Source organism: Pseudoalteromonas sp. PSi26 (genome assembly GCF_054960575.1).
The window spans coordinates 189,831-204,803 of sequence record NZ_JBHNYT010000007.1 but is presented as its reverse complement, the minus strand read 5'-3'; the positions used below and the strand labels follow the sequence as shown (position 1 = coordinate 204,803).

Annotated in this window: 13 protein-coding genes; 10 read left to right on the top strand and 3 right to left on the bottom strand. The window is 38.2% G+C overall.

Annotated elements, in window-relative coordinates; all coding sequences use genetic code 11:
* The first annotated feature begins 45 nt into the window (after positions 1–45).
* From truA to purF, 6 genes are all read left to right on the top strand, one after another.
* Positions 46–840: a tRNA pseudouridine(38-40) synthase TruA gene (truA, locus tag ACFI34_RS09970; RefSeq protein WP_462673367.1), complete on the top strand. Its 795-nt coding sequence runs from the start codon at positions 46–48 to the stop codon at positions 838–840.
* A gap of 150 nt (positions 841–990) precedes the next feature.
* Positions 991–1,866, top strand: coding sequence for an acetyl-CoA carboxylase, carboxyltransferase subunit beta (gene accD / locus ACFI34_RS09965; protein WP_462673366.1), 876 nt, complete (start codon positions 991–993; stop codon positions 1,864–1,866).
* A gap of 25 nt (positions 1,867–1,891) precedes the next feature.
* A complete protein-coding gene (gene folC / locus ACFI34_RS09960) occupies positions 1,892–3,157 on the top strand; it encodes a bifunctional tetrahydrofolate synthase/dihydrofolate synthase (RefSeq protein ID WP_462673365.1) in 1,266 nt (421 codons plus the stop codon).
* Positions 3,158–3,168: 11 nt separating this feature from the next.
* Complete coding sequence (locus tag ACFI34_RS09955; protein WP_462673364.1) at positions 3,169–3,858, top strand: SPOR domain-containing protein; 690 nt, start codon at positions 3,169–3,171, stop codon at positions 3,856–3,858.
* Between the two features lie 184 nt (positions 3,859–4,042).
* Positions 4,043–4,537: a CvpA family protein gene (locus tag ACFI34_RS09950; RefSeq protein ID WP_462673363.1), complete on the top strand. Its 495-nt coding sequence runs from the start codon at positions 4,043–4,045 to the stop codon at positions 4,535–4,537.
* 18 nt (positions 4,538–4,555) lie between these two features.
* On the top strand, positions 4,556–6,082 hold the full coding sequence (gene purF, locus ACFI34_RS09945; RefSeq protein ID WP_010557197.1) for an amidophosphoribosyltransferase: 1,527 nt from the start codon (positions 4,556–4,558) through the stop codon (positions 6,080–6,082).
* 89 nt (positions 6,083–6,171) lie between these two features.
* Here purF and ACFI34_RS09940 read toward each other — a convergent pair whose 3' ends face one another.
* Positions 6,172–6,771: a Yip1 family protein gene (locus ACFI34_RS09940; protein WP_462673362.1), complete on the bottom strand. Its 600-nt coding sequence runs from the start codon at positions 6,769–6,771 to the stop codon at positions 6,172–6,174.
* Between the two features lie 205 nt (positions 6,772–6,976).
* Here ACFI34_RS09940 and miaE point away from each other — a divergent pair, with 205 nt between their 5' ends.
* The 3 genes from miaE to ACFI34_RS09925 all read left to right on the top strand — a co-directional run bounded on the left by miaE (position 6,977) and on the right by ACFI34_RS09925 (position 12,023).
* A complete protein-coding gene (gene miaE, locus ACFI34_RS09935; protein WP_462673361.1) occupies positions 6,977–7,735 on the top strand; it encodes a tRNA isopentenyl-2-thiomethyl-A-37 hydroxylase MiaE in 759 nt (252 codons plus the stop codon).
* A 162-nt stretch (positions 7,736–7,897) separates the two neighbouring features.
* Positions 7,898–10,123, top strand: coding sequence for an EAL domain-containing protein (locus ACFI34_RS09930; RefSeq protein WP_462673360.1), 2,226 nt, complete (start codon positions 7,898–7,900; stop codon positions 10,121–10,123).
* The gene (locus tag ACFI34_RS09925) at positions 10,110–12,023 is read left to right on the top strand and encodes a sensor histidine kinase (RefSeq protein ID WP_462673359.1); all 1,914 of its coding nucleotides are present in this window, start codon (positions 10,110–10,112) and stop codon (positions 12,021–12,023) included. Before ACFI34_RS09930 ends, ACFI34_RS09925 begins: the two co-directional genes overlap by 14 nt.
* 103 nt (positions 12,024–12,126) lie before the next feature.
* On the opposite strand, the gene ACFI34_RS09920 is transcribed toward ACFI34_RS09925, so the two are convergent.
* Both ACFI34_RS09920 and ACFI34_RS09915 read right to left on the bottom strand, forming a co-directional pair.
* Positions 12,127–12,864: a UDP-2,3-diacylglucosamine diphosphatase gene (locus ACFI34_RS09920; protein ID WP_462673358.1), complete on the bottom strand. Its 738-nt coding sequence runs from the start codon at positions 12,862–12,864 to the stop codon at positions 12,127–12,129.
* Between the two features lie 89 nt (positions 12,865–12,953).
* Positions 12,954–13,445 carry a peptidylprolyl isomerase gene (locus tag ACFI34_RS09915; protein WP_462673357.1) on the bottom strand — a complete coding sequence of 164 codons (492 nt, stop codon included), beginning with the start codon at positions 13,443–13,445 and terminating at the stop codon, positions 12,954–12,956.
* A 132-nt stretch (positions 13,446–13,577) separates the two neighbouring features.
* Here ACFI34_RS09915 and cysS point away from each other — a divergent pair, with 132 nt between their 5' ends.
* Positions 13,578–14,957 (top strand): cysteine--tRNA ligase, encoded by a 1,380-nt coding sequence (gene cysS, locus ACFI34_RS09910; protein WP_462673356.1) that lies wholly within the window; start codon positions 13,578–13,580, stop codon positions 14,955–14,957.
* Positions 14,958–14,973 lie beyond the last annotated feature (16 nt).

Genomic DNA, 14,973 nt, shown 5'->3' with positions numbered 1-14,973 from the left:
GCATAAAATGCGCCGTTAATTAGTACAGTAGGTAAAACGATAAATATGCGAGTAGCACTTGGGGTTGAATATAATGGTGCACGTTATAGTGGTTGGCAGCGTCAATCGCACGTAAATAGCGTACAACAAGAAGTAGAAAAGGCGCTGTCGAGTATCTGTAACCACCCAGTTGAAATTGTGTGTGCAGGGCGAACTGACGCAGGAGTGCATGGAACAGGCCAAGTTGTTCATTTTGAAACCAATGCATCTCGTGAAATGGTCGCGTTTACTATGGGTATGAACACTTTGCTACCTAAAGATATTGCTATTCGATTTGCTCAGCCTGTTGTAGAAGACTTTCATGCACGTTTTAGTGCAACTGCAAGAAGGTATCGTTACGTTATTTATAACTACCCATACCGTGGAGCTGTTATGAACGAAGGTGTTACTCATTTCCATCACAAGCTAGATGAAAAGGTGATGCAAGAGGCATGTCAGCATTTAATTGGTGAGCATGACTTTACATCATTCAGAGCATTACACTGCCAAGCTAATACCGCTAAACGTACAATTCATCACTTATCTGTTCAGCGCCAAGGTGATTACGTTGTAATTGATATTAAGGCAAATGCATTTTTGCATCATATGGTGCGCAATATAACCGGTTGCTTAATGGATATAGGTCTATACAAGCACCAACCTATATGGTTAAAAGAACTATTAGATGTTAAAGAGCGTGCAAAAGCGAGTGCAACAGCTAAAGCCGCTGGTTTGTATTTAGTCGATGTTGATTACCCAGAGCAGTTTAATATTCCTAAAACCCCACTAGGGCCATTATTTTTACCTGATGTTGATATTTAGTTAGAATTATTAATCGCTAAATTTAATTTCCTCTAACTACTAAGACCAGTTTTTTATACCGTGTTTGTGTAATTCATGTTTTAATTGAAAAAATCTGTCTGCTACTTATTAGCAGGCTCGCGACACAGAACAGCATTAAGAGAGTTGCAAATGAGTTGGTTAGAAAAAATCTTACCTAAAACGACTAAGTCGTCAGGTCGTAAAGAAATTCCAGAAGGCGTTTGGGCTAAATGTACAGCTTGCGATTCAATTTTATATAAAGCTGAACTAGAAAAATCATTAAACGTATGTCCTAAATGCGACCATCACATGCGTGTGAGCGGCCGTAAACGTTTAGAGCACTTTTTAGATGAAGGTGACCGCACGGAGCTTGGCACTGAGCATGAGCCTAAAGATGTATTAAAGTTTAAAGACTCTAAAAAATACTCAGACCGTATTAGCGCAGCCCAAAAATCAAGTGGTGAAAAAGACGCGCTAGTTGCAATGAAGGGCCGCTTAAAAGGTATTCCTGTGGCGGCAGTTGCTTTTGAGTTCTCATTTATGGGTGGTTCAATGGCTTCGGTGGTAGGCGCACGGTTTGTTGATGCCGTAGATCAATGTTTAGAGCACAATATGCCATTAGTGTGTTTTTCTGCCTCAGGTGGTGCACGTATGCAAGAGGCCCTTATGTCGCTTATGCAAATGGCCAAAACCAGTGCTGCACTTGCTAGAATGAGCGAAAAAGGATTGCCATTTATTTCGGTAATGACCGACCCAACAATGGGTGGTGTATCGGCTTCATTAGCAATGCTTGGTGATATTAACGTTGCTGAACCAAAAGCCTTAATTGGCTTTGCTGGCCCGCGAGTAATAGAACAAACAGTACGCGAAACTTTACCAGAAGGTTTTCAGCGTAGTGAGTTTTTACTAGAGCACGGTGCAATAGACATGATTGTTGACCGCCGTGAAATGCGTGATACGTTAGCTCGTGTGCTTGCTAAATTTATGAACTTGCCTTCTACCGAACAAGAGCATAGAGTAGCGTAAATTTCAGCTTTACTGATTACACGCTATGACAAATACAATTCCTAGCCAATCATCAAGCCTTGATGATTGGCTTTGTTATTTAGAGAGTGTTCACCCTGCAAATATTGAAATGGGGCTTGAACGCGTTGCCGCTGTTGCCAACAACATTGGCTTATTAAATACTTCCAGTAAAATTATTCTTATTGGCGGCACAAACGGCAAAGGCACGACTGCGCGCTGTTTAGAATCACTACTACTTGCGCAAGGTTACAGCGTAGGTACTTACGCCTCTCCTCATTTAATTCGCTATAACGAACGTGTTCGCATAAATGGTCAAGAGCTTGATGATCAATACCATGTTGATGCCTTCAATACGCTAGAGCAAGGCCGGGGTAGCACACCGCTTACGTATTTTGAGTACGGTACGTTGGGGGCACTTGCTCTTTTTAAGCGCTTTGAAGTAGATTATGTATTATTAGAAGTTGGTTTAGGCGGGCGTTTTGATGCAACAAATATAGTAACACCATACGCCAGTGTGATTACAACCATCGATTTAGACCACAAAGAATACCTCGGCGATACCCGAGAGTTGGTGGCGTACGATAAAGCGGGTATATTCCGCAAAGATACCCCCGCTATCATTGGGGACTTATGTATCCCGCATACAATGATTGATTACGGTAACGAGATCAGTGCCAACATGACATTATCAGGTACTGACTTTATATTTAAAGAGCATCACAAAACGTTTAGTTGGCAGTTTGAAAAACATAACCTTACACTCAATAAACCTGCAATACCCGCGCAAAATGCAGCGACTGCTCTAACAGTTTTAAGCGTTTTAAATTTATTACCAAATATTGATGTAATAAAGAATTGCTTAGCTAACTTGGTGGTGGAAGGGCGTTTTGAACAATTAAGCACAGAGCCATTGGTATTTACAGACGTCGCTCACAATCCAGAATCAGCTCGCTATTTAGCCAATAAGTTATTAAGTTACAAAGATAAAGGCTTTAAAGTTCACGCATTAGCCGCTATGCTTGCTGATAAAGATAAAGCAGCGGTGCTCAAAGAGCTAAGCCATCTTGTTGATGATTGGTTTCTTGCTAGCTTAGGCGGCCCTCGTGGTGATAGTGCTAATAACTTAAAAGAAGCTCTACAAAGCGTATCTACTCACGACAAGGTACAAAGCTTTGAAAGCGTTGAACGAGCACTGAGTGTTATTTTACCTAAGCAACAAGACAATGTTATTTTAATTGTATTTGGTTCATTTTTTACAGTAGCAGATGCTATTAATTATTTTAAAAAATAGAGAGGATATCGGTGAACTCAAGTTTTATAAATCGCTTAGTTGGAACAAGTATTGTGGTGATCGCAGCGATTGTGTTTATCCCAAACATACTTGATGGCGAAAAAGTGCATTACAAGGAAGGCTTTAAAGCGATCCCAGAGCGACCTGAGTTCAAAACGATTGACTTGCAAGACTCAATTAATGATCAAGTAGCTATAGCTGAGCCGTTAAAGCAAGATAACATTGAAGATATTTCTCCTGATGATGACGTTTTAGAGCAAGACGATACTATTTCACAAAGCAACTTTGCTAGCGAAGAGAAAATAGTTGAAGCGTCAGTCATACCGAAAGCTACAAACACTGATATTGCTGAACCGCAAGTTGCTAAAGCGAAAGAAGAGACTAAGGTTCCCGAAAAAGTAGTTAAAGAGGCACCTAAGCCTATTACGCCGCGTAAAAGTGATGAAAACCTAACTGATATGGCCTATGTGGTGCAGTTAGGTAGTTTTTCTCATGCTGCAAATGTTAAAGCATTACAGGCTAAATTAACTTCAAAAGGGTTTAATACGTTTACTAAACCTATAAAAACACCCAACGGAACGCTAACAAAAGTATTTGTTGGTCCGTCACTTGATAAAACTGAGTTGGAAAAGCAATTACCAGAACTTAAAAAGCTTACTAAGCTTAACGGTAAAATAACCCAATACGAAGTAACTAACTAATTAAAAAGGCCTTAAACAATAAGGCCTTTTTCTTTGATGTTACACAATTACTTAGGCCAATTTATTAACTGTCAAAATGTTAATTAAATGTTTCAGGTTGGCTGCGGTTATCTCCCGTTTAAACTTGCATACTGAGGATGTTTGGGTATAGAATGCGCCCCAAAATAGCGACTAATTGGTTATTATGATCTGGGTTGATTACGCCATTATTGGCATCATTGCACTGTCTACCATCATCGGTTTAATACGCGGCTTTGTAAAAGAAGCTATGTCATTAGCGGTATGGGCAGGCGCGTTTATCATCTCAAGTTTATTTTACCAATATTTAGCTTCCTTCCTAACAAGCATTTCTGAACCCCTTTTAAGAAATGCGGCGGCCATTGCCATACTCTTCTTTGCGACGCTCCTGTTAGGCGGTTTACTAAACTATATTTTAGGTCAGCTTGTACTTCGTACTGGCTTATCGGGTACTGACCGTGTCTTTGGCATAGTGTTTGGTGCTCTACGAGGCGTGTTGGTCGTGAGCGCGTTACTCTTCTTTCTTGATGCTTTTACTGGTGCACCTAATACGCACTGGTGGGGTAATTCTATTTTGATTCCAGAATTTGGCTTTGTTGTTGAATGGTTTTTTTCGTACCTTGAAAACAACTCCAGCTTTTTAAATTCAGTAAACCGTTAATCGGCGAGGATAAATTACATGTGTGGTATCGTTGGAATAGTCGGAACGTCTCCTGTGAATCAGGCGATATATGATGGCTTAACTGTTTTGCAGCATCGTGGGCAAGACGCCGCGGGAATAATTACCATTGAAAATAATACGTTTAGCTTACGTAAAGCAAACGGCCTAGTGAAAGATGTATTTCACACACGTCACATGAAACGACTACAAGGTACCATTGGTATTGGCCATGTACGTTATCCAACAGCAGGCTCTTCTAGTTCATCTGAGGCACAGCCTTTTTATGTAAACTCACCATTTGGTATCGCCCTTGCGCATAATGGAAACCTTACAAATGCTGAAGAACTAAAAGAACAGTTATTTTCAGAAGCACGTCGACATGTTAATACAACGTCTGATTCTGAGATATTGCTGAATATTATGGCACATGAGCTTAGTCGCTCAGACAAGTTGCACCTAGACCCTGAAGATGTGTTTACAGCCGTTGCTGAGGTAAACAAAAAAGTAACGGGTGGCTATGCAGCCATTGCCATGATTATTGGTCACGGCGTTGTAGCGTTTCGTGATCCTAACGGTATTCGCCCTCTTGTTTTTGGTAAACGCGAGACTGAAAAAGGCACAGAGTACATGTTTGCCTCAGAGAGTGTGGCACTAAAACCTGATGGCTTTGAGTTTATTCGCGATGTAGCCCCAGGTGAAGCTATTTTTGTGACGGAAGATGGACAGTTTCACTCATTAAATTGTGCAGATAAAGTGTCTTACTCGCCTTGTATTTTTGAATTTGTTTATTTTGCTCGTCCAGACTCAACAATAGACAGAATGTCGGTTTATGCAACACGCGTAAACATGGGTACCAAACTGGGTGAAAAAATAGCACGTGAGTGGGCAGATAAAGACATTGATGTTGTCATTCCTATTCCAGAAACTTCGTGTGATGTCGCGCTTGAAATTGCTCGCGTACTTGATTTACCGTACCGCCAAGGCTTTGTTAAAAACCGTTACATTGGTCGTACGTTTATTATGCCTGGTCAAGAAATGCGTAAAAAGTCAGTGCGTCAAAAGCTAAACGCAATTGATCGTGAATTTAAAGGTAAAAATGTGTTACTTGTTGACGACTCAATAGTGCGTGGTACCACATCAGCGCAAATTGTGGAAATGGCGCGAGAGTCTGGTGCTAAAAACGTATACTTTGCCTCAGCAGCTCCTGAAATACGCTTTCCAAATGTTTATGGTATAGATATGCCATCGGCAGCTGAACTTATTGCTCATGGCCGTGAGGTTGAAGATATAAACGCAAGTATTGGTTCTGACGGATTGATTTTTCAGTCATTAACAGATCTAATGGCCGCTGTAAGCCAAGAAAATCCAGAAATAACTCAATTTGAAACTTCTGTGTTTGACGGGCAATATATAACAGGCGATATAGATCAAAACTACTTAAACCGAATAGATAAACTGAGAAATGATACAGCTAAAAGTACACGCGAAACAGCGATGTCATCAGGGTTAGAGATACATAACCAAGAAGAAAACGAGACTGATTAATACTTTCGAATATTTTTATTTTAGAAAAGGAGCTAATTAGCTCCTTTTTTGTTGGTTGAAAATTACTTAATCGACCTACTTAAAATTTATTATGTGAACATGGGGCTTACAATGCCATTTGTCCAAAGAATCGCAGTGGCAGCTAATATGATGACTAATAAGATAAGCCCGCAGGTAACTACCGAGCTTGCATAAATAAAACCGCGTTCTTCAGGTATGTGCATGAGTATAGGTACGCCGGTGTAAAGTAAATAAACCGAGTAGGCAAGTGCAACAATACCAGCACATACAACAAACCAGAGCACAGGCCAAAAAGCGGCAAGCGCAGACATAAATACCGGTGTTGCTGTGTAAGCCGCTAATTCAAGCGTTTGAGTAAAGGTGGGCTTAGAGCCAAAAGTAACGGCCATCCAATGGGCTAAATAGGCAAGTGCAAATACACCAATAATTAAAGCTGCATACATGGCTATAGCTATTAATAACGCGCTCTCATGTGTTAAAAATACTAGACCACCAGTGCCAATGCTCCAACCCAAGTGAACAGACGAGTAATAACCCATTATTGATGGGAACAAAGCAATGAGTAAAATGTGTGACAAGCTATAAGTCAAGCTTTCGTGTCGGTTATCAATTGTTTGCCACTCTTCAAGTGGGTGAGCGTATAAGCCCCATAGGTGATTTAATATCATAGTGTGTACTCCGTTTAGGAAGGTATTGTTGTTTTTGTTATGGTGTGTTTTTTATACAGTTCATTTACAGTTATGAGCCACATAGTGTACAAAGTCAAGTTAACTAATTTTTAACAAATAAATGAAGTTGGCTTTGATTTAATCAAACCGTGAATTCGTGTTAAAATACAGGTTCTTTAATTTTAATTAGCAACGAGTATTAAACGTGTCACATAGCCAGCTGTTAGAGCCTATTCATGACTTTTTATTGTGTAAAACACCGACTCAGTGGGTAGATAAAGCAATCAAAAAAGAAAATCTGTCAGTTATTTTAATAGATCACTTAATTTGTGAGTTAAAAGCAGCTCAGTCAGCAATGTTTTTAATTCGTAAGTATGCAGTAGATAAAGAAAGCGGTGATGCACTTTTAGCTTGGCTTAAACCATTTGAAACACTTATTTATAAACGTGAAGGTAACTGGCGTGATTTAGCTGCAAAAAACAAGCTTACTAAATCAATCATTCCCAAGTCTAACTCTCCTTATGGACAAGACTTAATTGACAAAATGGTGTTGCTCATAAAAGAAGAGTTACATCACTTTTACCAGGTTTTAGAAATAATGGATGAGTATGGTGTAGAGTACCAAAGTATTACACCGTGTCGTTACGCTAAAGGGATGCTACGAAATGTAAAGACATTCGAGCCAAATGCACTTGTCGACAAATTAATTGTAGGTGCTTACATTGAGGCACGCTCATGTGAGCGTTTTGCAAAGTTGGCGCCCCATGTAGATAAACGTCTAGGTGATTTTTATATTTCGCTACTGCGCTCAGAGGCACGTCATTATCAAGATTACCTAGCCTTGGCACAAGAAATTGCCGATTTTGATATTACGCAAAGGGTTAAAGAATTTGGTAAAATTGAAGCTGAACTTATTGTATCAGCAGATGAAGACTTCAAATTTCATAGTGGCATTCCAGCATAACCCCCCAGTGCTTTATTTTTTGCGTAACTGATGAGGTAAAGCACTAAAAATTAGACCAAACTTAAATCGCCTTCTACTATATATAAAGTAAATAGTTACATACAAATTTATGAACTATATCTATTAAATTTAGTTGTATATTTTTTATATAGGCGGTGTAGGATGTCCGACAGCAACAGTTTGTTTGTATTTGATGAGGAGCTTGAAGAAGACAGCTCAAAAATAAAAAAAATAAAAGTGCTCACTGTTGAGGACGATATAAATTATCAGCATGCTTTAACCAATAGTTTAAAAGAAATGAGACTAGAGGATGATTATGAAATAGAAGTTCTCACAGCTAACTCGGTTTCACAAGCAGCTTTAGTGCTTAGTATGCATCCAGATATAGCGCTCACTTTTATAGATGTTGTTATGGAAGATGATGACTCAGGTCTCAGGCTAGTTAGCACAATAAGGGAAGTAATTGGTAATGCAGACATGCGTATTGTTTTACTTACAGGTCAACCAGGTTTTGCTCCCGAACAGCAAATAATGAAATCGCTTGACATAGACGAGTATTGGAATAAATCAGACGTCTCTGCTGAAAAATTACAATCTATTGTTACAAGCAACCTACGCACTTGGAAATACATTTCACAAATATCTTCAGCCAGAAAAGGTCTTCAGCTAGTTTTAGATGCCTCAAGAAGCATAAACAGTAAACATGATATGAGATCTTTCTCTAAAGCTGTTTTAGAAGAAATCAGTAATATTTTAAACGTCACTGAGGGAGGAGGGATTATGTGCTCCACCCAAAGTGATGGCGAAATTATCAGAGCACATATTTCTACTGCAAACGGATGTTTTGATGGGTCTGAAGGAGCACTTGTTGATAATAATATTTTAATTCAAGCAGTTTACGATGATTTTGAGCGAGCTTTAGATGAAAAAAGACATATTTTTTCTGAGCACCACACGATATTTTATTTTTGCAACAAAGAAATAGCAGGGGAAAGCTATATAACGGTTGTTCAATCGGACAATGAAATATCAGAGCAAAATGAATACTTATTAAAAGTATTTAGTGAAAATGTAAGCACAGGCTTTAGTAATATAGCACTGCTTAACAAGCTTACTGAACTTGCATATACCGATGTGTCGTTAAATATGCATAATCGAAACTGGCTCACTCGTGAAATAAAAAATATGAACCTGCACGAGCAGTACCAAACACGTTTATTAGTTTTTGAGGTTGAGCAATTTGAAGAAAAAGCATTTTCGTTTGGCCACGATTTTTGTCAAAAGCTATTAAAAGAAGTTTATAAAAATTTAATGACTATTTTTGATGGTTATTCAGCGCGTATTGCCATCATTAATAACAGCAGCTTTGGATTACTTATAAACGCTAGCTTTGATATAACCGATGAAATGATAGCTAGCCTCATTAGGCAAAAGTGTGTAATTACCTCTGTAAAACAATACGCAGATTTGAGAATTCTTGATTTAGCACTAAGTTCTGTTTTAAATATTATACCCGAAAAAATAATAAGCATTGCTGAATCTAGCTTAAGTGATAGCCACACCGCATCTTTAAAATATATCAAGCATACCCAAGAAAAAACAGAAGCATTAACTAACCGGTATAGTTTAATGGCCCGATTAAGAAGAGTAATTGGTGCTGGTACTTTACAAGTAGCCTTACAGCCGAAAATGGAGTTAGCAACGTTAACCCCTGTGGGCTTTGAAGCATTGGCTCGTTGGCAGTTAGAAGACGGTAGTTTTGTAAGTCCAGAAGTATTTATTGAACTTGCTGAAACAGCCGGTTTAATTAGTGAATTAGATAGCGTTGTTTTTGATAAAATACTGCAGATTATTGATAAGTTGGGTGATATAGGTGTTAATTTACCTATCGCTTTTAATGCATCTGCCTTTGATTTAGTTGATCCTAATTACTGTAAAAAAATTCTTCATAAGTTAAAAGATGCTAATATACCTCCAGAAATGCTTGAGCTAGAGATTACTGAAACTCAAGCGATCAGTAATTACGATTTAATTAGAGAGTCGTTAGATAAATTTATGGCGCTGGGTATTAAAGTAAGCATTGATGATTTTGGAACGGGTTATTCTTCTATATCTCACATAACAGAAATACCTGCAAATACTCTCAAAATAGACAAGTGTTTTTTAAATAATATTGATGGCAATGATAATAACCAATATATTTTTGAAATGATTGTAAACTTAGCCAAACGATTTGACTTTTCTATTATTGTTGAAGGTGTTGAAACGTCAGAGCAATGTGATTGGGTTAAAAAAATAGGCTGTGATGTTGCACAAGGGTATTACTTTTCAAAACCACTGTTTTTTGACGACTTAACAACATGGTTAAAGCAATATGGAAAAGTTTGATCATAAAACCTCACCAAGTTTAAATAACAAGCATATTTATATAAAAGCACTCTTTATTGTGTTTGCCGCTAGCGCAATTGCTGTTTTGGTTTATTGGCAAGTTTACCAAGCTAGGTTAGTAATGGTTCAAGATAACCACGATGATAAATTATCTTTAGTGCAAACGGAATTTGTAAAAGAATTAAGCAGTATAAAAAAGTTAACGCAAGTTTTAGCAGACAACAAAAACCTAAAAAGGGGTAATAAACCCAGGTATATGCTTAGAGACCGAGAATCCATACGAAGCATAAATGATTACTTCGTTAATTTTGGATTATTATCGCCTATTATTTCGCAAATTCGGTGGATTGATATTACCGGGAACGAACGTTTTAGAGTTGACTTTAAAAACGGTGAGGCAAAAATTGTTAAGCAAAAAGAACTGCAAAATAAAATGTCACGTTATTACTTTAGGCAAGGAATAGCCATTGAAGCACCTGATTCCTTTTTATCAAAAATTGATTTAAACATGGAGCATGGTTCAATTGTTGAGCCCTATGTGCCCACCATGCGAGTAACCTACCGCACTAGCTCAAGTGATTATATTGTAGATGGGCTAATCATAATTAACTTTGATTTATCCGCGCTTTTTCAGCGAATTAGAAGTTACTCCTCTGACAATAATCAGGTAAATATTGTAAACAAAGAGGGGTTTTGGCTTTTTAACAATGATAAGTCTAAAGAGTGGGGGTTTATGCTTGGATTGCCAGAGCTAACAATTGCTAGTTATAACCCATCACTCTGGGAGTCTATGCAAAACCAACAAGAAAATACAGTAAGATATTTTGATTCAAACATTTATTCGTTAGATAAGCTGCCCGCACTTTTTTCAAAAAAGCATAATGAAACTCTTATTGAAGTCATTTATATTTACATCAAAAGTAAAGATAAATTGATGAATAACATACACTTTACGGCGCTAGGTTATGCTGGTATTAGCGGTATTATTCTTTTGTTTATTGGTGGCTTTATTTTATACAGAGAATATTGCTATACAAAAATGCTAAAAGATTTATTTGACCAGTTACGCGCTGAAAAGTTGGAGCTGGATTCCGTCAATAATCAACTTTCAAATACTATTAGGCAACAGCAACTGTTGCAGGATAGCTTTGTTGAAGCGCAAAAATTATCTTCATTAGGCATGCTTGTTGCGGGTGTAGCTCATGAGATGAATACGCCTATTGGCGGTGCTATTATTTCTGTTACTAACGCTGAGTCGGTGATGAGCCGCCTCAATGAAGGTATAAAAACTGGCTTAACAAAGTCACTGCTAGAAAAGAGCGTATCAAGCTTAGATGATAATTTAGGCTTAGCCAGAGTAAACCTAGAAAAAGCTGCTGTGCTTGTAAAAAGCTTTAAAAAAATGGCTATTGATAGAAACAATGAAGAATTTATTGAATGTAATATTGAAACAATTATAAAAGAGTTGTTGGTTACGCTGAACTCTCGATTAAAAATATCAAGAGTTAAAGTTAAAACCCATTTTAATGATAGCTGCACGCTTAAAAGTCGCCCTGGGATTATTTCACAGGTTATTGAAAACCTAATAATGAATGCGCTTAATCACGCTTTTGAAGAAAATCAATTTGGTGAGATTGAAATTAAGGTTGAGGAAAGTGATAAGAAAGATATAAATATTATCGTATCAGATAGCGGATGCGGGATAAATCAGCAGCAGCAATCTGTTATTTTTGAGCCCTTTTATACATCAGCGCGCGGTAAAGGAAACATAGGGCTTGGGCTTTATATGGTTTCTCAATGGGTCACTAAAATTTTAAAAGGGCAATTGGTTTTAGAGTCTGATCCTCAATGGGAGGATAAATTTAAAACTCGATTTACAATTACGTTGCCTAAAAATTAAGTGAGTACCCACATTTAATTTTTAACGTATTATTTAAATGCTATATAAGGCCTTAAAGGAACTAGACTTACGGTTTGAAGCTCTTAAAATGGCTTTTGGTAGCTCATTTAAATGGTGTGTTTATTAGCCTTTGTTCTTGAGGTGTTACAATTAAGTAGGAGCCTTGTTCATACCAGTCCCCTAAAACAGTGCGTGTAAGCGTTTGCCCATTTAGTGAGTATGTATGAATATTTGGTCGATGCGTATGACCATGGATCATGTTAACAACTTTGTGCTTCGTAAATGTCGAAAGGACAGCATTATCAACAACGTCTAAAATTTCTATCGGTTTATCTGCTTGGCTAAGCTTACTTTTTTCACGGGCATTGCGAGCTATTTTTTTTCGGTACCATAATGGCATGGCAAGCATTAATTTTGGCCACCACCAACCGCGGCTTTTTTTACGAAATTTTTGATACTCAATATCTTGGGTACACATTTCGTCCCCATGTAAAATAACAGTTGGGGTGCCGTAAAGGTCTATAACAGTTTGCTCATCTAACAGTGTCATACCTGCTAAATTTGCATAGTGTTCACGCAGAATAAAGTCGCGGTTACCATGAATAAAGTAGACTGGAATGCCTGAATCGCTTACTGCTTTAAGCTTTTTAGCTACACTGAGCGCAAGTTCAGTGACGTAGTCATCACCTACCCATACTTCAAAAAAGTCACCTAAAATGTAAAGCGCATCAACGTCTTGATTCAAAATGTTAGATTCTAAAAAATTAAAAAAAGCAGCGCTAATATCAGGCCTGTTTTCAGTTAAATGTAAATCAGCAATAAAATACGTTTTTTGAGTCATAGGGATATCTTTTCGATCAAAATAAAGCGGGCGCATGCATGTTGCAATGACACCCGCTGATACTCCACGTTACGTGGGTAAACGAACTATTAGCTAACAGTAACGCTTTCGATAATTACGTCTTCAAGAGGTACGTCTTGGTGAAAGCCATTACTCCCTGTAGCTACACCTTTAATTTTTTCTACAATATCCATGCCTTCAACTACTTCAGCAAACACACAGTAACCCCAGCCTTGAGATGTTTCGCTGCTGTGGTTTAAAAAATCGTTGTTGTTAACGTTAATAAAAAACTGTGCTGTAGCAGAGTGTGGATCTGGTGTGCGTGCCATAGCTAAAGTACCTACTTTATTCGATAGGCCGTTGTTAGCTTCGTTTTGAATAGGGTCGTTAACGTCTTTTTGTTCCATACCTGAAACAAAGCCACCACCTTGAACCATAAAGCCATCAATTACACGGTGAAAAATTGTACCGTTGTAAAAACCTGCGTTTGCATACTCTAAAAAGTTTTTTACTGTGTTTGGAGCTTCTTGCTCAAACATTTTAATGGTGATGTCACCAAAGTTTGTGTGTAGAACAACCATGAGCTTTCCTATAACTGGTTTAAATAGTCGGACTATTTTATCTTAGTTAGCTAAGATTAACAAAGCGCTAGAGCCCATGCTTTTCAAGTGGTAACATACATTTTCTTGATAATAGTGAAGGACACCAACTAAATGGTACAAATATACAACACACTCACGCGACAAAAAGAACAATTTAAACCTATGGTCGATGGTAAAATCGACATGTATGTGTGTGGTATCACCATTTACGATTACTGTCATATTGGTCACGCGCGCACATTTGTTGGCTTTGACGTCATTGTTCGCTACCTTCGCCATATTGGTTACAATTTAAAATATGTGCGTAATATTACCGACGTAGACGATAAAATTATTAAACGTGCAAATGAAAATGGCGAGTCAATAAATGATTTAACACTTCGCATGACCAAAGCCATGCATGAAGATTTTGACAGCTTGAATATGCTGCGCCCTGATGTTGAGCCAACGGTAACAGGGCACATGGATGAAATTATTGAAATGGTTGAGCGTTTAATAGCTAAAGGACATGCTTATGTTGCAGCTGATGGTGACGTGTTATTTGATGTATCAACGTTTGAGCAATACGGTGCGCTTTCTCAACAAGATTTAACAATGTTGCAGTCAGGCTCGCGTGTGGAAGTTGCGCAAGATAAAGACGATCCTCTTGATTTTGTTTTATGGAAAAAAGCGAAAGTTGGTGAACCATCGTGGTCATCTCCATGGGGAGAAGGGCGCCCAGGTTGGCACATTGAATGTTCTGCTATGAGCTCAAAGCATTTAGGCGAACATTTTGATATTCATGGTGGGGGCTCTGATTTACAGTTTCCACATCATGAAAATGAAATTGCGCAGTCATGCTGTGCCAACAATGGTAAGTATGTAAATACGTGGATCCATACGGGCATGGTACAAGTAAATAAAGAAAAAATGTCTAAGTCGTTAGATAATTTTTTCACTGTTCGCGATGTGCTGAAAGAGTACGACCCTGAGTCGGTTCGTTACTTTTTAATATCAGGTCATTATCGTAGCCAACTTAATTACTCGCAAGAGAACTTAGACCAAGCGCGTTCATCGCTTGAACGCATTTATACCGCTTTGCGTGACGTTAAACCCATCGAGTGTGAGCTTGAGAATAACGAGTTCGTGATTAAATTTAGAAAAGCAATGGATGATGATTTTAATACTCCAGAGGCTTTACCTGTTTTATTTGAGCTGGCAAAAGAGCTAAACCGCGTAAAAGAAAGTGATGCAACACAGGCGGGTCAACTTGCGTTTATATTACGTACTATAGGCGAAGTACTAGGTGTTGCACAACAAGTTCCAGAAGCGTTTTTACAAGGTGGACAAGACGATAATGAGGTTGCCACAATCGAAGCGTTAATTGTAAAACGTAATGATGCTCGTGCTAGTAAAAATTGGGCTGCGGCTGATGAAGCCCGTGATGCACTTAATGCTTTAGGTGTAATACTTGAAGACTCGGCGGGTAAAACAACGTGGCGTAAGGCCTAAAATTACTCGCTTGCAA